At 45.3% G+C, this 25893-nt stretch carries 18 protein-coding genes, 8 tRNA genes and 1 pseudogene; 17 read left to right on the forward strand and 10 right to left on the reverse strand.

The genetic code is table 11. From position 1 onward, the window contains the following. Positions 1–89 precede the first annotated feature (89 nt). From ACO1B7_RS10615 to ACO1B7_RS10625, 3 genes are read right to left on the reverse strand one after another with little or no spacing between them, the layout of a single operon-like run. Complete coding sequence (locus ACO1B7_RS10615; RefSeq protein ID WP_423090178.1) at positions 90–3197, reverse strand: efflux RND transporter permease subunit; 3108 nt, start codon at positions 3195–3197, stop codon at positions 90–92. Between the two features lie 24 nt (positions 3198–3221). Further along, positions 3222–4349 carry an efflux RND transporter periplasmic adaptor subunit gene (locus tag ACO1B7_RS10620; RefSeq protein WP_004645844.1) on the reverse strand — a complete coding sequence of 376 codons (1128 nt, stop codon included), beginning with the start codon at positions 4347–4349 and terminating at the stop codon, positions 3222–3224. A gap of 51 nt (positions 4350–4400) precedes the next feature. Then, on the reverse strand, positions 4401–5048 hold the full coding sequence (locus ACO1B7_RS10625; RefSeq protein ID WP_004645843.1) for a hypothetical protein: 648 nt from the start codon (positions 5046–5048) through the stop codon (positions 4401–4403). 286 nt (positions 5049–5334) lie between these two features. Here ACO1B7_RS10625 and pilG point away from each other — a divergent pair, with 286 nt between their 5' ends. The 6 genes from pilG (at position 5335) to ACO1B7_RS10655 (ending at position 13854) form a co-directional block, all read left to right on the forward strand. Continuing rightward, entirely contained in the window at positions 5335–5718 is a 384-nt protein-coding gene (pilG, locus tag ACO1B7_RS10630) for a twitching motility response regulator PilG (RefSeq protein WP_004280711.1), read from the forward strand. A 25-nt stretch (positions 5719–5743) separates the two neighbouring features. Then, entirely contained in the window at positions 5744–6112 is a 369-nt protein-coding gene (locus ACO1B7_RS10635; protein WP_004280710.1) for a response regulator, read from the forward strand. 5 nt (positions 6113–6117) lie between these two features. After that, positions 6118–6654 carry a chemotaxis protein CheW gene (locus ACO1B7_RS10640; RefSeq protein ID WP_004280709.1) on the forward strand — a complete coding sequence of 179 codons (537 nt, stop codon included), beginning with the start codon at positions 6118–6120 and terminating at the stop codon, positions 6652–6654. A gap of 46 nt (positions 6655–6700) precedes the next feature. Further along, positions 6701–8773 carry a methyl-accepting chemotaxis protein gene (locus tag ACO1B7_RS10645; protein ID WP_004645841.1) on the forward strand — a complete coding sequence of 691 codons (2073 nt, stop codon included), beginning with the start codon at positions 6701–6703 and terminating at the stop codon, positions 8771–8773. Positions 8774–8940: 167 nt separating this feature from the next. Continuing rightward, positions 8941–13392: a hybrid sensor histidine kinase/response regulator gene (locus tag ACO1B7_RS10650; RefSeq protein WP_423090179.1), complete on the forward strand. Its 4452-nt coding sequence runs from the start codon at positions 8941–8943 to the stop codon at positions 13390–13392. 3 nt (positions 13393–13395) lie between these two features. Continuing rightward, a complete protein-coding gene (locus ACO1B7_RS10655) occupies positions 13396–13854 on the forward strand; it encodes a hypothetical protein (RefSeq protein ID WP_180180481.1) in 459 nt (152 codons plus the stop codon). 64 nt (positions 13855–13918) lie between these two features. Here ACO1B7_RS10655 and dapE read toward each other — a convergent pair whose 3' ends face one another. The 3 genes from dapE to ACO1B7_RS10670 form a co-directional block, all read right to left on the reverse strand. Then, positions 13919–15055, reverse strand: coding sequence for a succinyl-diaminopimelate desuccinylase (gene dapE, locus ACO1B7_RS10660; RefSeq protein WP_423090180.1), 1137 nt, complete (start codon positions 15053–15055; stop codon positions 13919–13921). Positions 15056–15176: 121 nt separating this feature from the next. Continuing rightward, a complete protein-coding gene (locus tag ACO1B7_RS10665) occupies positions 15177–15329 on the reverse strand; it encodes an entericidin A/B family lipoprotein (RefSeq protein ID WP_004280704.1) in 153 nt (50 codons plus the stop codon). A 112-nt stretch (positions 15330–15441) separates the two neighbouring features. Beyond that, positions 15442–16317, reverse strand: a complete 876-nt coding sequence (locus tag ACO1B7_RS10670) for a DUF1853 family protein (protein WP_423090181.1) — start codon at positions 16315–16317, stop codon at positions 15442–15444. Positions 16318–16404: 87 nt separating this feature from the next. Here ACO1B7_RS10670 and ACO1B7_RS10675 point away from each other — a divergent pair. The 11 genes and pseudogenes from ACO1B7_RS10675 to ACO1B7_RS10725 all read left to right on the forward strand — a co-directional run. Then, positions 16405–16758: pseudogene (locus tag ACO1B7_RS10675) on the forward strand (YbaN family protein); the annotation flags it as partial. A 125-nt stretch (positions 16759–16883) separates the two neighbouring features. Beyond that, positions 16884–17417: a cell wall-recycling L,D-carboxypeptidase ElsL gene (gene elsL / locus ACO1B7_RS10680; protein WP_423090182.1), complete on the forward strand. Its 534-nt coding sequence runs from the start codon at positions 16884–16886 to the stop codon at positions 17415–17417. Between the two features lie 493 nt (positions 17418–17910). Continuing rightward, positions 17911–17986 (forward strand) — tRNA-Val (locus tag ACO1B7_RS10685). Positions 17987–18014: 28 nt separating this feature from the next. Continuing rightward, positions 18015–18091: transfer RNA gene (locus ACO1B7_RS10690), tRNA-Asp, on the forward strand. 48 nt (positions 18092–18139) lie between these two features. Continuing rightward, positions 18140–18216 (forward strand) — tRNA-Asp (locus ACO1B7_RS10695). A 21-nt stretch (positions 18217–18237) separates the two neighbouring features. Then, positions 18238–18313, forward strand: a tRNA-Val gene (locus ACO1B7_RS10700). A 14-nt stretch (positions 18314–18327) separates the two neighbouring features. Then, positions 18328–18404 (forward strand) — tRNA-Asp (locus ACO1B7_RS10705). Between the two features lie 69 nt (positions 18405–18473). Continuing rightward, positions 18474–18549 (forward strand) — tRNA-Val (locus ACO1B7_RS10710). A 12-nt stretch (positions 18550–18561) separates the two neighbouring features. Continuing rightward, a tRNA-Asp gene (locus ACO1B7_RS10715) sits at positions 18562–18638 on the forward strand. Positions 18639–18743: 105 nt separating this feature from the next. Next, positions 18744–18819 (forward strand) — tRNA-Val (locus ACO1B7_RS10720). Positions 18820–18891: 72 nt separating this feature from the next. Further along, entirely contained in the window at positions 18892–19353 is a 462-nt protein-coding gene (locus tag ACO1B7_RS10725; protein WP_004645832.1) for a DUF2750 domain-containing protein, read from the forward strand. A gap of 25 nt (positions 19354–19378) precedes the next feature. On the opposite strand, the gene ACO1B7_RS10730 is transcribed toward ACO1B7_RS10725, so the two are convergent. From ACO1B7_RS10730 to yccS, 4 genes are all read right to left on the reverse strand, one after another. Then, complete coding sequence (locus ACO1B7_RS10730) at positions 19379–20173, reverse strand: YdcF family protein (protein WP_423090183.1); 795 nt, start codon at positions 20171–20173, stop codon at positions 19379–19381. A 99-nt stretch (positions 20174–20272) separates the two neighbouring features. Then, complete coding sequence (locus tag ACO1B7_RS10735; RefSeq protein WP_423090184.1) at positions 20273–22849, reverse strand: PepSY domain-containing protein; 2577 nt, start codon at positions 22847–22849, stop codon at positions 20273–20275. A gap of 169 nt (positions 22850–23018) precedes the next feature. Further along, positions 23019–23579: a YcxB family protein gene (locus tag ACO1B7_RS10740; protein ID WP_004280696.1), complete on the reverse strand. Its 561-nt coding sequence runs from the start codon at positions 23577–23579 to the stop codon at positions 23019–23021. A gap of 85 nt (positions 23580–23664) precedes the next feature. Further along, the gene (gene yccS / locus ACO1B7_RS10745) at positions 23665–25839 is read right to left on the reverse strand and encodes a YccS family putative transporter (protein WP_423090185.1); all 2175 of its coding nucleotides are present in this window, start codon (positions 25837–25839) and stop codon (positions 23665–23667) included. Positions 25840–25893 lie beyond the last annotated feature (54 nt).

Consider the following 25893-nt stretch of genomic DNA (forward strand, 5'->3'; position numbering starts at 1 on the left):
GTCCTAAAAAATTAAGCGTTAAAGCAGGGATTATACAATAAAAAATGAGGTGAGCTTTTGGGAATGTCACCTCATTGTGTTGCATTAAATTATGCCATGATTTTACGTGCCTGACGCAGCATAAAATTCTTAAAGTCATCCAGGTAAGTAAAGATCACCGGCACCACCACCAGGGTCAGCAGGGTAGAGGTAATTACCCCACCAATCACCGCATGCGCCATCGGTGCACTTTGTTCACCACCTTCACCTAGCCCTAGGGAAAGTGGCACCATGCCCATGACCATCGCGCTGGTAGTCATCAGAATAGGACGCAAACGGGTTTTACCAGCGGCAATAATCGCATCATAACGGTCTTCGCCGCGGTCCATGGCCTTCTTGATGAAGTCGATCAGCAGAATCGCATTCTTGGTCACCAGTCCCATCAGCATGATAATGCCGATAATCGAGAACAGGTTCATGGTTGAGTTAAACAGGAACAAGGCCAGAAATACGCCAATCAGCGACAATGGTAGTGAGGCCATAATTGCCGCAGGATGAATAAAACTGTTGAACTGCGAACCGAGCACAATATAGATAAAGACAATCGACAGGGTAATCGCAGTCAGTGCATAACCTGCGGATTCTGCCATGTCGGCATTGGAGCCTTGAGTGTCGAAACTATAACCCGGTGGCATATCGAAATTTTCTTGCAAGCGGCTGATATCCGTCCCGATGTCGCCTGCAGGACGTCCTGAAGTATTGGCCTCGACCAGAACTTCACGTGCCAGATCACGTCGATTAATCTGCGAGGCGCCCAGTTTTTCTTCAAATTTGGCGACACTCGAAAGCGGAACCAGAATTGGTTGATTATTGGCATCGGTTTTATTCGAGGTGATATACATATTCTGTAAATCGCTAGGCAAGCTGCGCTGGTCTTCGGTCAGGCGCAGATTCACATCATAGGTTTCACCTTTTTCATCCTGCCAGGTCGTGACATCATCACCGGCAATCAGCGGACGCACTACATTGGCAATCTGATTGACCGATAAACCTAAATCACTGGCCAAGACGCGATTGATCTGTACATCAAGAGTCGGCTTGGGTTCTTTTAATGAAGTTTCCAGATCGACAATGCCATTAATCTTCGCCATTTCCGTCATAAAGCGATCAGAAATTTTTTGCAGTTCATCTAGATCCGGACCTTTAATCGAAATCATGATCGGCTTCTGGCCACCTGAAACGGTTTCATCGGCGGATGCCACCGAGGTAATGCTGATTCCTGCAACCGATTGTAGACGCTGGCGGAATTCATTATTCAGGTCATTCAGGGTCTTTTCACGTTCGGTACGCGGCGTTACAGTCACCCGTAAACTGACATGGTTTTTACCGCGGTCAGTTGCGCCATTAATCACCCCATAAGTGGCTTTGACATCCGGATGCTGACGAACAATCTGATCCACCTGCTGCAGTTTGGCTTGTGAATATTCAAGCGATGAATCGACCGGTGTTTCAAACTTGATCCGGATTTCGCCTTTATCCGGGACCGGTACAAATTCGGTGCCGATCAGTTTGGATAAACCCAAAGCACCAAATAATGAAGCGACCGCAATCATCAGGGTAATAAGTCTAAAACGTAAGGCCAGTTTTAATAATTTTTCATAGACATGGCTTAAGTTATCCAGCTTGCCGGAGATCCAGCTAAAGAAACGTTTCACCCGACCTGGTTTTTTGTTTGGATCTTTTTTCTTTTCTGCCCAGTGTGCAGAGAGCATAGGATCCAGGGTAAAGCTGACAAACATCGAGATCAGAACGGCCATACTTACCGTGACCCCGAACTGGTAGAAGAAACGGCCAATAATTCCGCCCATAAAGGCCACAGGCAGGAATACGGCAACAATGGTCAGTGTCGTGGCCAGCACGGCTAACCCAATTTCTTTTGTGCCATCGAGCGCGGCAGTTACATGGTCTTTGCCCATGTCGGCATGCCGGACAATGTTTTCACGTACTACAATTGCGTCATCGATCAGCAGACCAATACTCAAGGACAGCGCCAGCAAAGTCATCATATTGATGCTAAAGCCAAAGGCCCAGATAAAGGTCAGCGTGCCCAAGAGTGCAATGGGTAGGGTCAAACCGGTAATCACAGTTGAACGGAAAGAGCCTAAAAATAATAGGACAATCAGCACAGCCAGTACCGCACCTTCAATAATGGTGCGGGCTACATCGCCAATGGTGCCGCGGATACTTTTGGAGGAATCTACCACTACTTGTAAAGTGGTACCTTGCGGAAGCTGCGCCTCAATACTTTCTAAAGTTGCATAGCTCTTGTCTACTACTTCAATGACGTTTGCATCTGAACTACGCAAAATATCAATCGCAACTGCGGTTTTGCCATTCAAAAAGGCAGCGGATTCCAGCTCAGCCTGACTGTCTTGAATATTAGCCACTTGTCTGAGGAAAATTGGTATGCCGTTTTTATTGGCAATGACCAGATCGCCGAAGGCGAGGGGATGCAAGACTTTGGAATTGATTTCAATGACCAGTTCCGAATTACCCGATTTAAGTGTCCCCCCCGGGACTTCGATATTCTCGGCCTTTAAGGTATTGATGACACTGTCCACACCGATGCCAAAGGCTTGCAGTTTTTGCGGTTGCACCTGAATCCGGATCTGGCGCTGTGCATCACCCAGCAGATTAACCGTTCCGACCCCAGGGACTGTGCGCAGTTGTGGCACAATCCGCTGATCCAGATAAGAACTGAGCGCTTTTACATCCATATTGTCGGATTCAAATACGATCGACATCACCGCATTCGCCGTCGGGTCATAACGTTCGACAATCGGCTCCTGAATTTCATCACGGAATTCAGCAGTCACAGAGGCGATTTTATCCCGCACATCTTGAGCTGCAGTGGTCGACGTGACATCCAGATTAAATTCGGTGGTGATGATGGACAGGCCTTCACTGGATTGGGAAATCACCTGTTTTAAACCGGAAATGGTATTGATCTGATCTTCAAGTTTTTTGGTAATTTCCGATTCAACCGTTTCCGGAGAAGCGCCCGGATAGTTGGTATAGATCACCACAAAAGGGAAATCGACATCAGGAAATTCTTCAACGCCCATCCGCTGCCAGGAAGCCAGTCCCAGTACCATCAAACAGAACATCATCATGATGGTGAAAACCGGATACTTCACACTAATTCGGGTAAACCACATGTCAATGATCCTGTATGAATGGTTTTAGTTGGCGCGAAGGGTGACAGTTTTTTGCAGATCGGATTCGCTAAACTTAACCCGGCTGACCTGATCGCCATTTTCCAGTCCTTGAACCACGGCAATGTTGTCGCTATAACGCTGTTCTAGAACCTGAACATTGACCTTGATAATTTTATTCTGGCGAATCACCCAGACATAGGGTTTGCTCTGGATATCCTGGACAGTATCTAATGGAATCAGCTGGCCAGAGATCTGTTGTGAACTCAGAATGTTGCCTTCGACAAAGGAGCCAATGCTAAGTGAGGGAATTGTTTCATTTGGCGTGGCAAAGAATTCGATCTGGCGACTGGCCTGATCTGCGATCGGGGAAATCCGGCTAATTACGGCAGTGAGCCGATTTGGGTTCCCTTGAATAGTGTATTCGACCTGACTGCCCAGTTTTAAACCTGATTGCAGATCACTGGGTACGCGTGCCTGAATTTCCAGTCGTTTTGGATCAACGATTTCAAACAGGGTTTGTCCAATCGCCACGGTTTGGCCGGGTTCAACCTGACGCTGGGTAATCACGCCACTGATCGGGCTGGTCATGGTGCCATCGCGATCTGCTTTCTGGGCAATATCGACATTGGCTTGCTGGGCGCGGACATTTTCAAGCTGGGCCTGATAATCGACCTGACTTTGTTCATATTCTACTTTTGAAATAAACCCCTGATCGAGCAGACGCTTTTTACGCTGCATCATGTTGTGCGCCTGATTGGCTTGCGCTTGAGTTGAGGCCAGATTCGCACGCGCCTGTGCCAGACGAGCTGCATTGTCCTGATTATTCAGGCGTACCAGCACTTGTCCCTTGGCAACTGTTTGACCTACCTGTGCGTTTACGCTGGTGGCAGTAGCAGAGACCTGTGACTGTATGCTGCTTTGATTGACTGCACGAATGGTGCCGGTGAATGCGGTTTTTTGAACTGAATTGCCAGATTGAACTGCAACTAGATCTTGAGGAATGACTTCAATGGATTTGGCTGTTTCGGTTTGCTGTACGGGTTCATTTTTATCACAAGCCACTAAAAACATATTTAAGCAAAGTGCACTCATGATCAGGATAGAGCGCGGGGAAGGCATATTTAAATCATGAGAATGCGGTGCAGTTTGCATATGAGTCCTTTTAGCTGGCTATGGATCAAAACCACGGCTAGCTATTTGTATTTATTCAAGTGCTTTTAAACGGGCGATAATTTTGTCGTATTCTGCTTCCAGATTTCGATAGCGACTTTGTAAAGATTGAATATTTTCTTTCTGGGAAGCGAGATTTTTCTGGTTATTGTCTAATGTTGTTTTCAGCTGTGCCGGTGGGGTTTTACCTTTACGTAAATATTCACGTTCCTGACGCACAAACATGACCCGATCTTTTTGCAGTTGCTTCATTTGTTCTTGCTGAAAATCAATCTGTTTTTTTAACTGGACCAGGCTGTCATTCTTTTTCTGTAAAGCGGTCTGGCTATTGTTATAAGCACGCTTGAGTTTATGATCTTCGGCAATTCGCTGCGCCTGTTGGGCACGTTGTGGCGCTTGCCTGATATCCGCTTCGGCATTATAAGGACGGGCACGCTTAATCACCTGCATATTCTGGTCAAGTGCTTCATAACCATAACGGATATGATTTGGCGTGACATTAGTACTGATATTGGCCACACCCTTGCTGTCATAATAACGATACCAAGTGGCTTTTTGCGGGAGTTGGTTACTACTCGCACACGTTAAGCTCACCTGTAACAGTAGCAGCACAACAACAATGAATTGACCAGTCATTTTATTTTTATCAATGACAGCAAGTTTTCTTAAAAACTGACTCATCATTGGCTCCCCGAATTTAAAGTTGACTAAATTACTTATTTTAAAGTAATAATCTTGTTATATTAGACTTAAATTTATCAATAAAAAACTACCGTTAGTCAAAAAAAAACCAATAACGATAAGAAAATGTGAAGCTGTTATTAAAAATAAATGATTTTGTCTACTTGTGTAGAAAATGTTCATTGATAATACAAGTGACTTTATGTTAAAAATGTTTATCGATCGTAATAAAATAATCCTATGAGCCTTATGGCATATAGTTTCTAAAATGGGAAGGGTTAAACAAATGGACGATAAATTCCAAAATCTAAAAATTATGGTTATTGATGACTCAAAGACCATTCGTCGTACTGCGGAAACTCTTCTTCAACGCGAAGGTTATGAGGTCATTACTGCAGTAGACGGTTTTGAGGCTTTGTCAAAAATTGCCGAAGCAAATCCAGATATCGTTTTTGTAGATATTATGATGCCGCGCCTGGATGGTTATCAAACCTGCGCCTTAATCAAAAACTCTCAGAATTACCAGAATATTCCTGTGATTATGCTATCGAGTAAAGATGGCTTATTTGATCAGGCCAAAGGTCGTGTCGTGGGTTCAGATGAATACCTGACTAAACCTTTTAGTAAAGATGAATTGCTCAATGCAATCCGTAACCATATTAGTGCTTAATATTTGATTTTTTTGGGGAATTGGCATGGCACGTATCCTAATTGTGGATGACTCACCGACAGAAACTTTTCGCTTTAGAGAGATTCTTTCTAAACACGGCTTTGAGGTGATTGAAGCAGCCAATGGCGCAGATGGCGTCACCATGGCACAGGCAGAATTGCCGGACCTAGTCCTGATGGATGTGGTTATGCCGGGCGTGAATGGTTTTCAGGCGACCCGCCAGATTGCACGTGGTGCAACGACCAAACATATTCCAATCGTGATTGTGAGTACTAAGGATCAGGCCACTGACCGTGTATGGGGCAAGCGTCAAGGCGCAGCGGATTATCTAACAAAACCAGTCGATGAAAAACAATTAATAGATGTAATTAAGCAGCACCTCAATGCAGGATAAGCTCTATGGCAGCAAATGGATTTATCGAATTGCTTCGCATTGCGAAACGGGGGAATAAAAACTACGTTTCCAATGGCAATGAAGTTAACCGATGGTCGGGCATTGCTTTTGAGATGATGGGGCAATATTTTGTTGCCCCGCTGGGGGAAGTATCAGAAGTGATTTATCCCCCAGAATATACGCCGGTACCCAAGACACAAGCATGGGTGTTGGGTCTGGCGAATATCCGGGGAAGACTGTTATCGGTTTCTGATCTGACGCAGTATGTATCAGGGCAGAGCAGTCAATTTTCACCGACTCAAAAAGTATTATGCATCAACCATAATGACCAGTATGTGGGTTTGGTCGTAGATCAAGTTTTGGGTATACAACATTTCAATAAGAAAAGTTTCTTTTCGAAGAAATCTGAATTGGATAAAAACTTACAAGAATATTGTCAGGGGTTTTTCCATCAGCACAACCAGCAGTGGCATGTGTTTTTATTCAGTCGTCTGTTGCAAAATCCAAAATTTATGAACGCATCTATAAAATTTATAAATTAAATGTCGCGCTCGAAACTAAGCAAGGCGTCAACCGGGGAGAGGCTGCATGGGCTTTAAACTTAAAAAGAAAAATACAGGTGAGAGCACTGGCCGCAAAGGCGGTAATGCTTTTTTAGCTAAGATTCAAACGCAAGTAGATCAGTTATCACGTGTCTTCGGTGATAGTGAGAAATCAAAACCGCTGATCTATGGAGCAGCAGGCTGTCTTTTAGCCGCACTGATCACTTTATTGTATCTTTTTTATAGTGTTCCACGTACCAATGAACTCACTCAAAGTCTGGGTGATTTGCGTCTCCTCTCGCAAACGATTTCGCGCCAAGCGACTGAAGCGACAGCTTCGGGTACGCCTGAGGCCATGAAGAACCTGACTGATTCGCAAAAAGCTTTTGCTGAAAACCTTGAGACAGTTAAAAGTATTCACTCTAACAATGATGCGTTGCAAGCTGTTGATAAACAGTGGACAGAAGTATCCAGCAGTATTGATCTGATTACCTCGCAACAAAAAATTATTAACCAGTTATACGACACCAACATCGCGATTGGTGAAGCGATTCCAGGGATTCAGGCGGAATATAACTTGATGGTCGACCAGATGGCACGTCAAGATATGCCATCGAACCAGGTGGTTATTGCCAAAAACCAGGTATTCATTGCAGAACGTATCTTACGTTCAATCAGTTTGGTACTGACAGGTAATGATGGTTCACGTGAATCTGCGGATGACTTCAGTGCCGATACCGAAACTTTTGGTTCTTATCTGAATGCACAGTTAAATGGTTCTGCTGAACTGGGTGTACAGCGTATTGATGATCCAACTCTGCGTGAATCTCTGGAAGGCATCAAGGCTGAATATGATGACGTACTGGAATCTGCATCAGCGATTATTCTGAAAAACTCTACACAGATCGTAAAAGTTCGTCAGGCAGCCGCATCTATTTTTTCTCAATCTGATGTGCTTTTGGATAACCTGAATAAATTATCGGGTAACTCAGGTCTTAAAACGGTTGTTCCGGCAGTCCTGCTAATCGCATTATTAGTCGGTTTCTTGCTGTGTGTATTCAAGTTGCTTTCTCTGCGTGGTTTGTCGGATAAGCAGCGTGTAGGCCGTTTACAAGAAGAATATGACCGTAACCAGAATGCGATTTTACGTTTACTGGATGAGATCGCCGATCTTGCAGATGGTGACTTGCGTTCATATGCAACAGTATCTGAAGACTTTACCGGTGCGATTGCCGACTCGATTAACTTTGCGATTGACCAGTTACGTGACCTGGTATCGCGTATTACTGAAACTTCACAAGAAGTTGCGCAATATACTGCAACTACACAAAGCATTACCAACCAGTTAGCTGAAGCATCTGAGCATCAGGCACAAGAAATTGCTGGTGCTTCTGCAGCGATTAACGAAATGGCACTGTCGATTGACCAGGTATCTGCCAACGCCGATGAATCAGCGGTGGTAGCAGAGCGTTCAGTACAAATTGCTGCAAACGGTGCGGATGTCGTACATCGCTCGATTGAGGGTATGGACACGATTCGTGAACAGATTCAGGAAACTTCAAAACGTATTAAACGTTTGGGTGAATCTTCTCAGGAAATTGGTAACATCGTTGCCTTGATTAACGATATTGCCGACCAGACGAACATCCTGGCATTAAACGCAGCGATTCAGGCATCGATGGCGGGTGAAGCAGGTCGTGGTTTCGCGGTCGTAGCCGATGAAGTACAGCGTCTTGCGGAACGTTCAGCTTCTGCAACCAAGCAGATTGAAGGCCTGGTAAAAACCATTCAAACGGATACCAACGAAGCCGTTATTTCGATGGAACAAACTACATCGGAAGTTGTACGTGGTGCGAACTTGTCTAAAGATGCCGGTGTAGCACTAGATGAGATTCAAACAGTATCGAACAACCTTGCGAAACTGATTGCGAACATTTCTGATGCTGCGAAACTGCAGTCAGCATCTGCAGGTCATATTGCGACCACGATGAATGTCGTACAGGAAATTACCTCGCAAACCACCAGTGCAACCTTCGATACAGCACGTTCAGTATCTGAACTGGCAAACATGGCCGATGCATTACGTGAATCTGTATCTGACTTTAAACTACCAGAATAAAGTCAGACATGATGGGGAAATGTGTCTTGACCGCGGTTGAGACACATTCAGAAAATACAGATAAAGCCTCGACAAGATGTACTTAACTTCATACGTTAGGTATCGCGTGACGGTCACAATTAAGTTTGAGCGCCCTTCTTGGCGGCATAACGTAAGAAGCATGAGCTATGAAAGAAATATTAAAAAATTTAGTTGAAACGACAACGCTTCCTGAAGATAGTTATCTTGACCAAGATGCAGAAATTCTTGAAATTTTTGTTGAGGAAATCGAAGAGATCTTCGTTGAGTTAAATGCTTTATTTCCAGAATGGTTGAGCAATCCAGATCATCAAGAAAATCTGAAGACCATTCGCCGCCATTTTCACACCCTGAAAGGTTCAGGCCGCATGGTCGGGGCAAAATCGGCAGGGGAAATGGCCTGGGCGGTTGAAGATACCTTAAACCGGGTTTTGTCCGGTTCGATTCAGCTAACACCGACGGTGCAAAAATTTGCCCAAGCGGTACTGAATGTCTATCAATATGCTTTATATCCAAAATTCAAACATGTACAGCAATTGGATCTCGACCTGCGTCCAATGGTGCTGTTGGGACAACAATTACAACAACAAATTTCGCCTGAGCCTGCATTGGAAGAATTACTGGCATTGGCAGTTCATTTGACCGCTGAAGGTCAGATGACAGGTCTTGAGCTTGCAGACAATGAGCCAAGTGAAGCTGAGCTAACAGTAGCGCCAGTAGAAGTACCGGTTCGCAGTGATATCGAAGAAACTGTGGCGATCTTTATTGAAGAAGCAGAAGAGCATCTGGAAACGATTGCCACCTTCCTTCGCACTGAAGATGAAAAATCACAAGATTATAATGCGCTAATTCGTGCGATTCATACCTTGCGCGGCAGTTCATCCATGGCGCAGATTGACCAGATTTTTGAGGCCAGCTCTAAAGTAGAGCATCTGTTCAAAACCCTGCTGCAAGATGAAATTGTCTCAACCTCAAAAGAAACTGCTTTACTGATTCAGTATGCCGAGTTTGTCAGTGACTATCTGCATTTGCTACGTCAGGGCAACACTGCAAAACTGGATGCGGTATATGCCACCTTTGAGCGTGTCTGGAATGATTATGGCTTTGCAGTTACTGAAACCAATAGTATTCAGACGCAAGGCTTGGTGTCCAAACTGGTTGAGCTGGATATTGATCTGTTATTGGATGCCGAGTTTGAATTTGATAAACGCGCCCAAGTCGATTATCCGGAATATATTCAGGCACTCAGCCAGCAGGCTGCGGAATTGCTGGCACATACAGAAAGCCGGGCAGCGCAGGGAATTCATGAATTCACTGCCGATCTGAAATCGGCTTATGATGCGCTGCTTGAAAAGCCAGTGCTGCTAAACAGCGATTATGCTTATGAACTGTTCGCACAGGCGCATCAGGAATTTATTCATTTATTTGATACCTTGGCCGCAGGACAGCGCGTCATTCTGAATGATGAGATTCAAAAAATACTCAGTGAACTGTCTGCATTTGTGCAGCAGGATCTGGAAATATTTGCTGAAGATAATACCAATCAGAATGTTGAGCTAAGCTCAGAGAGCACACAGGTGGCTGAAACTGTCGCGACTGGTAGTGTGGATTTTGCTGGCTTGAGCCAACGTATCGCTGCGGATCGTCAACAGCAGCAAAGTACTGAAACCAACCGTGATTTTGATGAAGAATTATTAAGTATCTTCCTGGAAGAAGCGGATGAATTGCTGGCAGGGATTGATGAAGATCTGAATACCTGGAGTAAAAAACAGGACGATACAACCTCACTGAACAATCTGATGCGTCATTTGCATACCTTAAAAGGTGGTGCAAACATGATTGCAGCTTTGCATATCGGTTTGATTGCACATGAACTGGAAAGTATTTATGAGCGGGTGATCCGTCAGCAAATTGCCGTGACACCTGCTTTAATCCAGATTATTCGTCTGGTTCAGGATAACGTTTCCGATCGTATTCAATCCATTCGAGAAGACGGTATTGATTATCCTGCACCAGAAGCGATTGCGATTTTGCAAAATATTCAGGCGCTGGTGTTTGGACAAGCTGTTGCTGCTGCGGAGAGCGCGAACACTGTAGTTGAAGTTGCAGAGGTCCAAGCGACATCAATTTCTGAGCCGCAACTTGAAGAGTCAGCAACGACTGAACAGCCTGCAACTGATCTGGCTGAAGCTGAAGAATTACTGGAAATCTTGGAATCTCCTGAGGCTACTGAAGACATACCAGTAGAACGTTCTGAAGAAGACGAACTGAAATCGATTGTTGAAGAATCTTTCTTGGAAGAATCCGAAGAGATTCTGGCGAATGCCGAGAAGCTCCTCAATCAATGGTTTGATCAGCGTAGTGACCGTAGTTTATTGCTGCAATTACAGCGTGCTGCCCATAGTATCAAGGGTGGCGCACGTATGATTGATGTTGAAGAAGTGGCCAGTATTGCCTATGAGCTGGAAACGACTTTCGAACAGTTTGCGGTCTACCAATTTAACTCGAATGCTTATGATGGCTTATTGCAGAAAACGCTGGTTTGGTTAAGACAGGCGATTTTCCAGCGTGACTATAACGGTTTTGATCAGCTGTACAGCAGTCTGAAAAAGATTGCTTATGTGGACGTTACTGCGCAATTGCCTGAGCGTCTGGCGAAAACAGATAATCTGGTGGTCAGCACCGACTTCGGCTTTGTTGAAGGTGATGGTACTGAACCGCCACAGATGATGGGTGAGTGGGCGAATAGCGGCACCAGCGATAGCAATAACGAGATGATCCGTATCTCTGCTGATCTGGTCGAGAAGATGATTGACCTGTCCGGTGAGAACTCGATTAACCGTTCGCGTATCGAGATGGACCTAGGGCAGCTTGGCAATACCTTGAACGAGATGGAATTGGCGATCAAGCGTCTTGCTGATCAGTTACGTCGAATGGAAGGCGAGCTGGAATCACAGATTATTGCCAAACATGGTTCAGAGAACTCGCGCTATGCCGACTTTGACCCGCTGGAAATGGACCAGTATTCGTCGCTCAACCAGCTGTCTAAATCACTGGCAGAATCTGCATCAGATTTGGTCGACTTCAAGAGTACACTGGCCGACAAGATTCGCGAAACTGAAGGTCTGTTATTGCAACAATCCCGTATTCAGGCCGAGATTCAGGAAAGCCTGATGCGTACCCGTCTGGTTCCATTTGATCGGATGTTGCCGCGTTTACAGCGTATCGTGCGTCAAACCTCGACCACCTTGAACCGTCCTGCAGAACTGGTCGTACAGAATACCGAAGGTGAACTGGATCGTAACATTCTCGAGCGTCTGGTCACCCCATTTGAGCATATGCTGCGTAACGCGATTGACCATGGTCTGGAAGATACTGCAGATCGTATCGCACTGAACAAGCCGGAAGTCGGTTCTATTGTCTTGAACATCAGCCGTCAGGGAACCGATGTAATCGTGTCCTTTAGTGATGATGGTAAGGGGATCGATGCGGAGAAGATTCGTGAAAAAGCGCTGAGTCTGGATCTAATCAAAGCGGATCAAGTCATTGATCAGGAAGAAATCCTGCAATTTATCTTCCATCCTGGTTTCAGTACCGCGAAAGCAGTGACCCAGATTTCTGGTCGTGGTGTCGGTCTGGATGTGGTACAAAGCGAGATCAAATCACTGGGCGGCCATGTGTCAGTGAGCTCGGAACTGGGCAAGGGTACGGTCTTTACGATTCGCGTACCGACGACCGTAGCGGTCAGCGATGCCTTGATGGTGAAAGTGGGCGATCAGCAATATGCGATTTCTCTGGCGCAGATTGACCGAATTGTGCGTATTGCACCGACCACATTGGAAAGCTATTTCAACAGTAAAGATGACTATTTCAAGATCGATGGCGCAAACTATAAGCTGCGTTATCTGTCTGAGTTTGTTGGCAACCAGCCGATTCCACGTCTGAATAATGTTGGTCATTCATTGCCGGTGCTGTTGATTAAAGGTAATAGTGGTCAAACCATTGCCTTGCTGGTCGATCAGTTGGTCGGTTCACGAGCGCAGATTGTAGTAAAACCGATTGGACAGCAGTTTGCCAACGTCGGGGTAGTGGCCGGTGCCACGATTCTGGGTGATGGTCAGGTCTGTCTGATTCTCGATGGACAGAATGTTGCCCGCCAGATTCAGGCGACACAGCGTGTCAAACAGCTGAATGATCAGCGTGATGGTTCGCGTAATTCAAATGCACGTCGTCTGGTGATGATTGTCGATGACTCGGTGACTGTACGTAAAGTGACGTCGCGTCTGCTTGAACGTCAAGGCTATGATATTGTCACTGCCAAAGATGGCGTAGATGCGATCGAGCAGCTTGAAAACGTCAGACCGGATCTGATGTTGCTGGATATCGAAATGCCGCGCATGGACGGTTTCGAAGTGACCAATCTGGTTCGTCACCATGATATTCACCGTGACTTGCCGATTATCATGATTACCTCACGTACCGGTGAGAAGCATCGTGAACGTGCATTCAGCTTGGGCGTAACGCACTATATGGGTAAACCGTTCCAGGAAGCGGAACTGTTGGCCAATATCCAGCAACTGATTGCTGAAAAACAGAGGTAATATATGAGTCAGACCAATTCAAGCAATAAAATGGCTGATCAGATTAGCCAGCAGGAACTTCAGCATCTGATTACGGTATCGACCGGATTTATTGATGCCTATATTATTGATTGTCATGGCAAAGATCCGATGTTATTGCCACAAAACATTGTCCTGTCAGCACTGGATAGTAATACCCAGGTTAAGATAGTGGAGTGGCATGAAGCCCAATTGCCGGTCTATGCAGTGAATGATCCTTCACGTCAAAATGGGGTGGCATTGGTGATTGAGGGTGATGAAATCACTCAGCGCTTTGCCTTGATGTGCAATGAAATGCCGAAAACCATCCGGATCCGTATTTCTGAAGTGGTCGATGTCGATCAGCCCGTGAATGATCCTGCCATCTTTCAATATGTGCGCATGAACGAACAGCTGTTCCATATTCCGAATATGACGAATATTCAGGCTGCAATCGGGCTGTAATTCAAACTATAAAATATAAAAAAGGAACTTCATGGAGTTCCTTTTTATTACGTCATCTATTTATTTAATTCCCAAGTAAGTTGACCAAGATCTGCTCATAAATTTCAGCCAGTGGCTCTAGGTCTGCAATATCGACATGTTCATTGATCTGATGAATCGTGGCATTTAATACGCCAAGTTCCAGAACTTGTGCACCTGTAGGCGCAATAAAGCGGCCATCTGAGGTACCGCCCGAAGTCGATAGTTCAGTTTCAGTCCCTGTCACATTCAGAATGGCGGTTTTAGCTGCATTTACTAGTTCACCAACTGGCGTCAGGAAAGGCAGGCCAGATAAAGTCCAAGAAATGTCATAGTCCACACCATGACGATCCAGAATTTCCAGTGTACGTGCTTTGAGTTCTTCGGCGGTCACTTCAGTTGAATAGCGCCAGTTGCACAATAGGTTCATGGTGCCGGGAACAACATTGGTTGCGCCTGTACCTGCATTGATATTGGAAATCTGGAAGGTCGTCGCCGGGAAATATTCGTTGCCATGATCCCAGACTGTGTCGCACAGTTCAGCAATCGCTTTAGAGGCGGTATGAATCGGATTCACGGCCAGATGCGGATAAGCCACATGACCCTGTTTGCCTTTGACTGTGAGATTGGCATTTAAAGACCCACGACGGCCATTTTTAACAATATCACCTAGTTTGTTAGTGCTTGAAGGTTCACCAACCAGACACCAAGTGATTTTCTCATTACGTGCTTCCAGTGTTTCAATCACTTTCACCGTGCCATTAATCGACGGGCCTTCTTCATCTGAAGTAATCAGGTAGGCAATTGAACCTTTATGATTCGGATATTTTTCAACAAAACGTTCTGTTGCGACTACCATGGCTGCTAAAGCGGTCTTCATGTCGGCACTGCCACGACCATAAAGCTTGCCATCACGGATTTCAGGTAGGAAAGGATCTGAGTTCCAGGCATCCAGATTCCCTGTTGGCACAACATCGGTATGGCCAGCGAAACAGAAGACCGGACTTGCTGTGCCTTTGCGTGCCCAGATATTATCTACATCTTCAAAGCGCATGGATTCAATATTGAAACCAATCTTCTTTAAACGTTCAGCCATGATGTTCTGGCAGTCATGATCAATCGGTGTGACAGAAGGCTGACGTAATAGTTGCAGACTTAAATCGAGGGTAGCGGAAGAGCTCATACGGTATTCAACGGTCGATAATTTTTTCGGTTCTATAATAGGCGAATATAGGCTTGAATGTGAACGACTGATATAAAAAAACCCTATCTGAGATAGGGTTCTGTGAGCGTTTAGTAAAAAACTAGTTTTGACGGATTTCGTCAGAGGTTTTTTCAGCAGTATTGGTTACCGCATCGCCAGCCTTAGACACATCTTTACCCATGCCTTTTACGGTATTACAGCCAGTCAATACAAAAGCCATCATTAATGAAGCAGCAAGAATTTTTTTCATCATCATCTCCGTATAATCAATAATAAAATTATTATGATGTGGGACTTAGAGTAGAAAATATACGCTCTAAAAAATATGTGGTTTTCATAGTGCTTCGGTTAATAAATGTAATGCTTTATAGGGGCTTATGCGAAGGATGCTGAATCAGCACCGGATTGCGATACATATAAAAGTCATCACTATCGAGTTTTTTATAGAGACCATCCGTCCACCAGATCGCAGCTGAACTGCTCGGCCGGTCTTGCGGATAAATCCATTCATGTCGTTGCAGACGATAGAAACCGTGCTGTGCAGCAGGAATATGCTGTCCCCATAAGCCCAGACGACGCTCGGTATTGATCCATGAGGGAATTGGCTGATCGGCATGATGTGTAGGCAAATATAGCTGTCCCTTCAGGACGCAAAACCGTCTTTGAATGGGATGCTGCAAAGCCTCATCAAACTGGAATTGTTTTTGTGTGAAATGCTTCATTTTTCTGATTAAAGTATCGGTGCGGTTCAGGCCATACCAATGTGGCAGGCTAAAATCGGCTTCGGCCAGATAATATTTTAGTGCTACTTCCCAATGTTCAATCTGTCCTGTATCGGTATTTAATAACAGAAAATCCAACTCACCCAAGGTCTTGGCACCCTCAATTTTTTGCAGACTGTGACCAAGCAGCCGATAGGGATGGTAAGCATCATCGAGCAACCAGAACCAGACCAGCATTTCGAAGCGCAGCCCTAAACGCGTACTTTTCAGTTGCTGTACAAATTCGATTAATTCTTCTGGATGCTGATCAAGAAATTCCAGGCGTGGATGATAACGGCTAAGATGTTGCTGCCAGGTCTGGCTGTCATGCAGTTCAAAACGATGTATGAGTTCAAGTTCATCCGGAATACCGGACAGGATATTCGGACTGCCGACAGCGAATGCTAGTTGCCGCACCAAAGGATGTTGATAACGTTGCCAGGCTTCTACAAGATTTTGGTTTAAATTGGAAAAGGGCATAGTACAACCTGTGAAAAGTGCAGAAATACAACGGACAGTATCGGAAAACGCTTTATACTACCTGAATTCTGCGGCTAGGGTTGATGTATGAAAGTGTTGTTTTGGCGAAGTCTGGTGGTGCTGTTTGTGATCCTGGGCTTTATCGGTGCAATCCTGCCGGGTATGCCAACAACGGTCTTTTTGATTCTGGCGGCCTGGGCGGCATCCAAAGGCTGGCCGCAAATGGATGACTGGTTATTGAATCATCCTAAATATGGTCCGACCTTAAGAGATTGGCGCGCGCATGGTACTGTACCGCGTAAGGCCAAATGGCTGGCCAGTATCATGATGCTGATCAGCGGGATCATCATGCTGTTTACCACAGCACCCTTGGCCGTAAAAGCCTTTACCAATGTTACTATGCTGATCGTCGCGATCTGGTTATGGCGACGCCCTGAACCGAATCAGATCATTATTCAGCAAAATACAGTCGACCCAGAAAAGACAGATCTACAAACTCCGCAATCTGTAGATAGCAAATTAAACCCTATAGAGCCAAATAAAATAGAGTCTGAGAATAACAAGTCATGAATACCTTGCATCTGGATCAAGCCGATATCCTGATTGATCTTGCCCAACAAAAACTGTATCTGCCCCGTCTAAACAAGCAATATCTGATTTCCAGTGGCAAAAATGGCATTGGCGAAACTGAAAATAGTGGCCAGACTCCTCGTGGCTGGCACAAAGTCGCTGAAAAGTTTGGTCAGAATGCTCCCTTAAATAGTGTATTTGTCGCACGTCAGGCGACGGGTGAAATTTATAATCCCCAATTGGCAGCAGAATTTCCGCAGCGTGATTGGATCCTGACGCGCATTTTATGGCTGAGTGGCCTTGAGGCAGGTTTTAATCAAGGGGAGGGCTGCGATACCTATCAGCGTTATATCTATATTCATGGCACCCCAGAAACTGAAAAGATGGGAGAGCCGCTGTCGCACGGCTGTATCCGTATGCGTAATCCGGAGGTCGCTGAATTATTTGACCTGATCAGTGAAGATGCACTGGTCTATATTTCAGAACAGGCATTAGATCTGGGCAGGCTGAATGTTTCGAAAAGCGAATAAAAGTTAGATTTTAAGATTATGTGAAAATGGTTTTGTTTTTATGGACTGAATCTGCTTGGTGGAGACAGCAGAAAAGATTGATTAATCTGATCCAGATGGTATTTTTATCGCATGGAATGGGTTAAATGATTATTTGAAGCTTAGATTTACTGGCATTTTCTGAATAAAAATAAATGACAGTTGAAAGATTACATGAACACAACGTCGAGTATTTTAAAGCTTTGTATAATCCTTAATCAGAATTGCAATATGTCGTGTGGTTAGACTGAAACTTCGCAGGGTAAAACACAAAATTTCGCTTCAATTTTCATTTTGAAAATTAAAAAATTTCGGTAGAGACTTAAAAAATAAACAAAAAGTGTTGTTTTTTTTAACAAACAACCTATTTTTTAATCACTCACACCTAAAAAGTGGAAAACATTCCGAAAAGCGTTTGACAGGCTGTGCAGATTCTCTATAATGCACCCATCAAACGATGATAGACGTTTAGAAAGGGCGCTTAGCTCAGTTGGTAGAGCGTCTGCCTTACAAGCAGAATGTCGGCGGTTCGATCCCGTCAGCGCCCACCAAGCTCTTTCATGTTGAGACCTTATAGTTGCAGCGGTAGTTCAGTTGGTTAGAATACCGGCCTGTCACGCCGGGGGTCGCGGGTTCGAGCCCCGTCCGCTGCGCCACTTTAAGATCTTGATTTTCGTTTGCCACAATAGCGACATTGTGTAAATGCAGCGGTAGTTCAGTTGGTTAGAATATCGGCCTGTCACGCCGAGGGTCGCGGGTTCGAGCCCCGTCCGCTGCGCCATTTATACGATAGACCTTTTGAGGGCGCTTAGCTCAGTTGGTAGAGCGTCTGCCTTACAAGCAGAATGTCGGCGGTTCGATCCCGTCAGCGCCCACCAGATTCTTTTGCGATGCAGCGGTAGTTCAGTTGGTTAGAATACCGGCCTGTCACGCCGGGGGTCGCGGGTTCGAGCCCCGTCCGCTGCGCCATTTCAAAAGAAATTAAATTGAGGTCCCTGAGCCTAAATTTAATAAACTAAAGATTGACACTCTTTATCAGGGCGCTTAGCTCAGTTGGTAGAGCGTCTGCCTTACAAGCAGAATGTCGGCGGTTCGATCCCGTCAGCGCCCACCAGATTCTTACGATGCAGCGGTAGTTCAGTTGGTTAGAATACCGGCCTGTCACGCCGGGGGTCGCGGGTTCGAGCCCCGTCCGCTGCGCCATCCTAAGATGAGAAGCTTGGATTCCTGAGATCTGAGTTTTCAAGATACCAAGACTACATCCCTTGTTGGTCTTGCGTCATTTAAAACAACGTTGTTGTTTTCTCAGGGCGCTTAGCTCAGTTGGTAGAGCGTCTGCCTTACAAGCAGAATGTCGGCGGTTCGATCCCGTCAGCGCCCACCATATCTTCTTGCTTCAACTCTATTTATTCCTTAGAATCTGATTGTATTATAATAATATTAAGATTTCACGACCATGAGAAATCCCTATCAGCGCAAAGCCGCGACCAAATCCCAAAAAACTGCTTTCGATCCTCAACAGCTTTATAAGCAATATATTGAAGCCATTGTTGCTAATGCTGGCATTTTTGCACTCTATCAGGATGGGTGGGCCTTATGTGCCACGCCGACCGGACAACGCGCATTTGCCTGTTGGCAAAGTAAAGGTCTGGCTCGACTGTTGATTAAAGACAATTGGGAAAATTACGAGATTCAGGAAATTGGTCTCAAGGATTTTGTAGAGAAAGTCATTCCCTTTTTACGTCAGGAAAGTACCATTGTTTCGCTTGACCTGACCCCGGAAGGGCAGAATATTCTGGTGGCACCGGAAAAATTATTACTTGATATTAAAAATTATCTGTATCAGATCTATGTGCAAAAGCCGGAACTGTTTAAAAATCCGGATATGCCTTTGCCTAGGCAGATCCGTTTAAATTAAATTTATTGTTTTTAAAACAGCTTGTTTATTGGAACAATGAATATTCATTCAGTAGCCAGCCACTTATCAAAGCAAAATATTCGCGTAACCAGGAATTATAGCGAACATTCTGGGGTGTGCTGGCACTCAGGCTGATGACTTGTTGATAACCCTGATGTCTGGCAATGGCACGGGCACGAGGGCTATGAAAATCGCTAGTGACAATCGCAATGGGCTCATTTCGATCAATATGTTGCTGTTTTAGGATTGCCTGAGAATATTGCAGGTTCTGTTGGGTACTTCTGCTTTGATCTTCTAAGCTAATGGGGTTTTTGAGCTGCGGATAGTTCGTGTAGATATAACTTTGCATGACTTCAGCTTCGCTCTGTCTCTCCCGGAAATTTCGTCCACCGGTCATAATGATTAAAGTATTTGGATATCGTTCTGCATATTTTGCTGCGGTATCCAGACGATTTTTTAAGATGGGTGAGGGCTGACCCTGATTAATACCACTACCTAATACTAAAATCGCTGCAGCAGGTCGTGCCGGAACAGTCGGGTTGATTGACATCTGGATATAAGCGAAGAAAGCCGCGACACTGATTATCCAGAATAAAAATCCGCCCCAGAGACTGTTCCAGAACAAGGTTCTGAATCGGGAATTCTGTTTCCAGCGCTGAATAGATGAAAAAAATGAGGCGTACAGGATGAGTGCCACCCCAATGAAGATCGACAGGGCAATAGCAAAATGCCTCTGACCTTGGCTCAGTAACCAGACGCTATTGATACATAGGATCAAACCACAGATCAGGCTAAGACTTCGTTTAAGTTGATTGAGCATTCAGGGTTCCTTTTTTTCTTATTCATATTCTTATTATTGCTTTTGCATCTTCAATAAAAACCGGGCCATTGAGCCCGGTTTTTAGCATATCAGGTTATCTTAATATACATCACGGCGATAACGTCCATCCAGACGTAATTGATCTAACATCGTTTCACCGAGAATCTCAATCAGGGCCTGATCCACATCGCTGGCCATGCCATTGATGCTACCACAGACATAAATCACTGCACCTTGAGCAATCCAAGCTTTTAGTTCTTCAGCCTGTTCACGCAGTTTATGGTGTACATAAACTTTTTCCTGCTGGTCGCGCGAGAATGCAAGATCGAGACGTTTCAGGGTTCCCATTTGCAGCCAGGCCTGAATGGTTTCTTCAAAGAAGAAGTCGTGTTCACGCTGACGTTCACCGAAGATCAGCCAGTTCTGGCTATAGTCCTGACGGTTACGCGCACTGAGCAGACTTAATAGTCCGGCAATGCCGGTACCATTACCAATACAGATAATCGGGCGGTTGTCATCAATCAGGTGGAAAGATTCATTGCTGCGAATACGCAGTGCAATGGGCGCATTGAGAGCCGCATGCTGGGTCAGCCAGCCTGAACCCAATCCCAGATTACCACTAGCATCGGTTTGCTGACGTACCACCAAACGTAAAACCTGCTGGCTTGGAATACTGGCAATGGAGTATTCACGTGTTGCCAAAACCGGTAATTGCGTGAGGAGCTGATCCAGAGAATCAAAAGGTTCAGCCTGAGTCAGATCACGATCCCAGAGTGCCTGTTCAATATTCTGTTGCATATAAGGTACTTGTGTACCCGCTGCTATCTGGTGCTTTTGCATAAATGCATGAATACGTTCTGGGCTATTTCCTGGCTGAATCTCGGCAATATCACCTGCTTGCCAGACGGCTTCATGCTCAGGGGTCAGTTCGATATTGAAGGCAGGCGCACCCAGACTACCCGGATTGAGGACTTCACGTTTACTCAAACTCCAGTGATCAAAGGTCTTATCGATACTCATCGCTTGTAGCTCAAGTCGAGTGACTTGTTCCAGTGCAGTATTCCATTGCTGGATATGCTCGTTATTGGCATTGTCGACTTCAATCGTATTGAATAGCTGCTGGGCACCATTCTGTTTTAACCACTGATCAATACGGTGACCAAAACTGCAATAGCTGTCTGGATATTCCTGAGAACCCAAGGCCAATACCGCATAACTTAAATAACTGAGATCAGCTTGAGCAGACAGGATTTTTTTCTCAAAAGAAGAGGCCAGATCCGGCGCTTCACCTGTGCCATAGGTGCTGGCAACAAATAATACCTGTTCGGTTTGTTGTAAATCGGCTAGCGTCAGTTGTTGTACTGGCTTGACTGTTACCGGTTGACGCGCTTCCTGCAGGGCAGTCGCTGTACGCCAAGCCAGTTGCTCAGAAACCCCTGTTTGTGAGGCATAAGCAATGAGCCACGGTTTGGCATTTTCATCCAGGTTCACTGCAGTCGCACCTTGACGTGCTGCCTGTGTTAAGCGCTTCTGTTTACGACGTTTCAGATAGAGCATCCAGCCGGTCACAAAGAACAACGGCATCAACAAGGCTGCGACCATGGCAAAGAACTGGTAAATTGGGCCGAAGAAGCTGCCACGATGCACCGGTAACATGCTGCTCATGATCTTTTCATTGAGCTTTTTATCTTCATACAGCTCAACTTTGGTAAATTCAGCTGTCTGGTAATTATAAGTGGCACTGTTTCGTGCACGTTCATGTTGAGCGATCGGATCGACGAAGTTCAGTTGCATTTCACCATCCAGTTTTTTCGGAAGGTTAAACGTTACAGTAGAATACTTATCTGAAAATTCAGTGTTAAAGCCAATCCAGCTTTGGTCTAGCGCACGTACAGTAGCTTCAGGGCTGAGACCTTCGCGGCCTTCACCACCAATACCGCGTTCGCCACCTGTACGTCCTTCACCACGGTTATTGCCGGCATTGACCTGCATTTCCGGTTGTGGACGCTCTACACCCAGCACCTTAAACATGCCGTTGCGCCACCAGTCATAAGACCAGTACAGACCGGTACAGGCCAGAATCAGGTAGAAAATCACCACCCAGGTTCCCACAACAGCGTGCAGATCCCAGATAAAATTACGGCCTTTCAGCTGAGGTTTTACAAAGAACCATTGCTTGATCGAATGACGTTTCGGCCAGCGCAGGTACAGACCTGACAAGACAAAAAAGATCAGCATCAGGGTACAGGCACCGGTAATCTGCTTACCTACTGGACCAACCGTCAAATTACGATGCAGTTGCTGAACAAACTGGAAAAATTCCCGACCCTTAATCTCTGGCAAGACTTCCGCAGTATACGGGTTGATCATAATGTTCTGGCCACGCCGTGCGCCTTCTTTGGCAACATTCACGGTACTCGAAGCACTTGGATCTTGTACTACGGTAATACTGTTGATCTTCATGTCAGGCGCAGTACGGTTAAAGTGCTGATACAGCTCGGCAGGCGTGAGTTTGTCACGTTGCTGAACCTGAACCGTATAACTGTCGCTATTCATCCATTTTAATATTTGTTGTTCATAGGAATAGATTGCGCCAGTGACCCCCATTATCGAGAGGATTAAACCTGCTGTAATCCCCAGAAACCAGTGGATTTGGAAAAATGTCTTTTTAAACATGGTCGTCAGATTAAGGGTGAGATCTATAAAAGTGGCAAAATTATAACTGAAGTTTAAACCTGAATTATAGATGTTGAGGATAATATTTATTCTCATTATCATTTATTGTTTTAAGATTAAAAAAACCTCCATGCCGGGGCAGGAGGTTTTTCACTGAAGAAAGAACAGTTTAGATTTGTTTTGCTGCGCCCACTTCCGCTTCCAGGTGCTTGCGAATCGTGGCGAAAGAGAAGTTTTTGCTGTCCAGACGTTTCGGTAGGATATACGCACCTTGCTGGCCTTTTACTTTGAAATTGACCAACATGAATTCTGGTGTGTTGTACCATTCATAGATGTCTTTCCAGCTAATCGCGCCAACACCTTCTTGCATGCCCATTTTCTGGCGCATCACGATGCCGTGCGGTTGCACGCCCAGGCGAACACCTTTGATTTCCTGTACCGGAAATTCATTCATCTTGCGTTTAACATACCATTCCAGACCAAAGGTACGGATCAGGTAATACAACACCACACAGACAATGGCCACCCAGCAGAACACGGTAGAATAGTTCTTCAGGAGCAGAATGCCCAGAATAGAAAGTGCAACAACAGCACCCATGATCAGCCATGCTTTCATGCCAATTTTATTGGTACTACGCCAGATCACCAGCTGAGCATGACGCTGCTCGGCTTCTGAAATTTCATAGTTCACAGGCTGTAGGGTATAAGCGTATAAATTTTTCGCGGTCATAATGAAATTAGCAGATTTTAAACTGTAAAAAGTTTAGCACTAATTGTACCAATTCAGTGAGTATATTGTTCCAAAATCAGCCAAATTATAATGAACCTAATTCAGTTGCCTGTTCATCACGCTCATGGCTCAAACTTTGTTTCAGTTGGCTCAACTGCTTTAAAATACTGAACATTAAAGACAGCTGCTGCAAAATGATCAGGGATTTCTGATCTTGCTCCTGATCTTGAGCCAAGCGCTGTCGAATATGGGGAATCATATTTTGCGCACTTAAATCGGGCATTTCATCTCGTAACAATGCACCACGAATGTTCTCGAGAGCTTTGTCCAGTAAATTCAGAATGTCCTGATCTTCAATTTTTTCCCGGTGTGCGCCCAGTGCAGCAATATAACTGATAAAAGTATGGTTCAGACAAAGGAACTCAAAGGCTAGCGATTTTTGTACCGGATCAATATCCGGTTCAGTGGCCAGTGTCGAAATTAGTGAAGCCACCTCGGCATCGGTATTATGGGCCGCACGGCGCACAATCCGATATTTCAGGCCATTATTACGTCCCGATTTATACTGCTTGATTACTTCACTCAAATAATCTGCTTCTGCCTGCAAGCTGCGTTTGATACTGCGCGGCAAACGCCGGAACTTCCAGTCTGGAAAAATAAAACTGACGCCGAACCAGGCAATCGCACAGCCAATCAAGGTGTCGATCATACGCGGGATGGCCGCGGCATAGCCCATACCGTCCAGGTTGAAGTTGATCAGGGCTAAAATTGTGATAAAGGCGGTGGCCTGTGCATACTGTTTACTGCGCAATTCAAAGAACAGAATCCCACTCAGTACCAGAAGCAATAATTGTCCTTCGATGGACGGCACAAAATATAAAATGGCATAACCGAGGATAATACCGACCAACGTACCGATAATACGCAGACGTAAACGCCGTTTGGTGGCGTTAAAGTTGGGCTGGCTGACAAAGAGTGCGGTCAATAAAATCCAGTAACCATATTCAATATTGCTGACCTGTACAAAAATATAGCTGATCAGCAGCACAATCGACAGGCGAATGGCATGCCGGAACAGCACCGATTCTGGGGTCAGATGCTGCTTAATCCTAATCTTGATGTCATCCCAGCCTTTCAGGTCATCATCTCTAAGCTGGTTCTCGATATGTTTGAAACGCTCGGACTTGATATTCTGCTCGGTTTCCAGGTTGCGTAACTGGGCATCAATCGATTTCAGGTTTTGAAACAGCGCAAACAGGGCACTGATCCAGACCTGATCATAATGCTGCTCCTGACGTAACTTATCCAGAGACTGTCTCAGGTTGTCAAACGCATGCTTGAAGCGCTGGTTATGTACATAAGGTTTGCGCATCAGCAAACTTTCACTCAGGTCCTTACAGGCTTTGCCCTGAATTGACATGATGCGCTGGAAGCGGAACAGGATATCGCTATGCTGGAAAATCTTGGCCAGTTTCTGATAATCAATATGCGCTGAATCGGCACGTTCATGAATATCCTGCGCCACAAAATAATATTGCAGGCTGCGACGGGTGTCTTTTTGCCCACGGTCGCCTTTCAGGCGGGTCAGGAGAGCCGTTTTCATTTCATTAAAAATCGCAATCAGTTTGCCGTTTTCAAGCGAGAGTTCAATCATGCTCTGCTGATAGCTTTTCGGCGTCATGTCCACATCAAACAGATTGGACTTAGCATATAAAAAGTTACCGAGCGCAGAATAGGAAATGGCAAGCTTGTCTTGCGCCAACCGGGCAGGGAAAATCAGGAAACTGATGGTCGACAGCAGACCGTACCACATCGCGCCGATGACCAATAAACCAGCCTGTTTATACCATTCATCAAACAGCTCCACCCCGAGCATGGAATAAACGGAAATCACCAGACAGCCGTAGGAAATCGTGGCATAGCGTCGCCCTAGTGAACCCAGCAAAATCAGGGCAATACAGGACACAATTAAGGCCAAGGCAAACAGCAAGGGATAAGGAAAAAGCAGATATACGCCTACTGCCGTAATAAAGAAGCCAATGTAGGTGTAGAGCAGATTTAAAATCCGCACCGAAAAGCGGTCATCAATATCGCTTAAACCGGCTGCGACCACCCCTAAAGTCAATGGGATCGTCATCAATTGTTGTCCCATAAAATAGGGAACAAAGGCGGTACCTGCAAATGCCGTCATCATGCGCAGGTTATACATCAAGGTCGTGTTATAGGTGGTTTGCTTGAGACGAGTGAGCCAAGATTTCAAAGGTCGTCCTTTATACTGCAGTCTTAGAGCTGAATCTGAATAGGCTAATGAAAA

The organism is Acinetobacter lwoffii (genome assembly GCF_049367455.1).
Classification (GTDB): domain Bacteria; phylum Pseudomonadota; class Gammaproteobacteria; order Pseudomonadales; family Moraxellaceae; genus Acinetobacter; species Acinetobacter lwoffii_W.

What these genes read in the sequence shown, in the direction of transcription:
- ACO1B7_RS10620 (WP_004645844.1), bottom strand. Translation starts at nt 4,349, where the DNA reads ATGCAAACTGCACCGCATTCTCATGATTTAAATATGCCTTCCCCGCGC.
- ACO1B7_RS10615 (WP_423090178.1), bottom strand. Translation starts at nt 3,197, where the DNA reads ATGTGGTTTACCCGAATTAGTGTGAAGTATCCGGTTTTCACCATCATG.
- ACO1B7_RS10730 (WP_423090183.1), bottom strand. Translation starts at nt 20,173, where the DNA reads ATGCTCAATCAACTTAAACGAAGTCTTAGCCTGATCTGTGGTTTGATC.
- ACO1B7_RS10655 (WP_180180481.1), top strand. Translation starts at nt 13,396, where the DNA reads ATGAGTCAGACCAATTCAAGCAATAAAATGGCTGATCAGATTAGCCAG.
- ACO1B7_RS10640 (WP_004280709.1), top strand. Translation starts at nt 6,118, where the DNA reads ATGGCAGCAAATGGATTTATCGAATTGCTTCGCATTGCGAAACGGGGG.
- ACO1B7_RS10665 (WP_004280704.1), bottom strand. Translation starts at nt 15,329, where the DNA reads ATGATGAAAAAAATTCTTGCTGCTTCATTAATGATGGCTTTTGTATTG.
- ACO1B7_RS10735 (WP_423090184.1), bottom strand. Translation starts at nt 22,849, where the DNA reads ATGTTTAAAAAGACATTTTTCCAAATCCACTGGTTTCTGGGGATTACA.
- ACO1B7_RS10670 (WP_423090181.1), bottom strand. Translation starts at nt 16,317, where the DNA reads ATGCCCTTTTCCAATTTAAACCAAAATCTTGTAGAAGCCTGGCAACGT.
- ACO1B7_RS10635 (WP_004280710.1), top strand. Translation starts at nt 5,744, where the DNA reads ATGGCACGTATCCTAATTGTGGATGACTCACCGACAGAAACTTTTCGC.
- pilG (WP_004280711.1), top strand. Translation starts at nt 5,335, where the DNA reads ATGGACGATAAATTCCAAAATCTAAAAATTATGGTTATTGATGACTCA.
- elsL (WP_423090182.1), top strand. Translation starts at nt 16,884, where the DNA reads ATGAATACCTTGCATCTGGATCAAGCCGATATCCTGATTGATCTTGCC.
- dapE (WP_423090180.1), bottom strand. Translation starts at nt 15,055, where the DNA reads ATGAGCTCTTCCGCTACCCTCGATTTAAGTCTGCAACTATTACGTCAG.
- ACO1B7_RS10625 (WP_004645843.1), bottom strand. Translation starts at nt 5,048, where the DNA reads ATGAGTCAGTTTTTAAGAAAACTTGCTGTCATTGATAAAAATAAAATG.
- ACO1B7_RS10725 (WP_004645832.1), top strand. Translation starts at nt 18,892, where the DNA reads ATGAGAAATCCCTATCAGCGCAAAGCCGCGACCAAATCCCAAAAAACT.
- ACO1B7_RS10650 (WP_423090179.1), top strand. Translation starts at nt 8,941, where the DNA reads ATGAAAGAAATATTAAAAAATTTAGTTGAAACGACAACGCTTCCTGAA.
- ACO1B7_RS10740 (WP_004280696.1), bottom strand. Translation starts at nt 23,579, where the DNA reads ATGACCGCGAAAAATTTATACGCTTATACCCTACAGCCTGTGAACTAT.
- ACO1B7_RS10645 (WP_004645841.1), top strand. Translation starts at nt 6,701, where the DNA reads ATGGGCTTTAAACTTAAAAAGAAAAATACAGGTGAGAGCACTGGCCGC.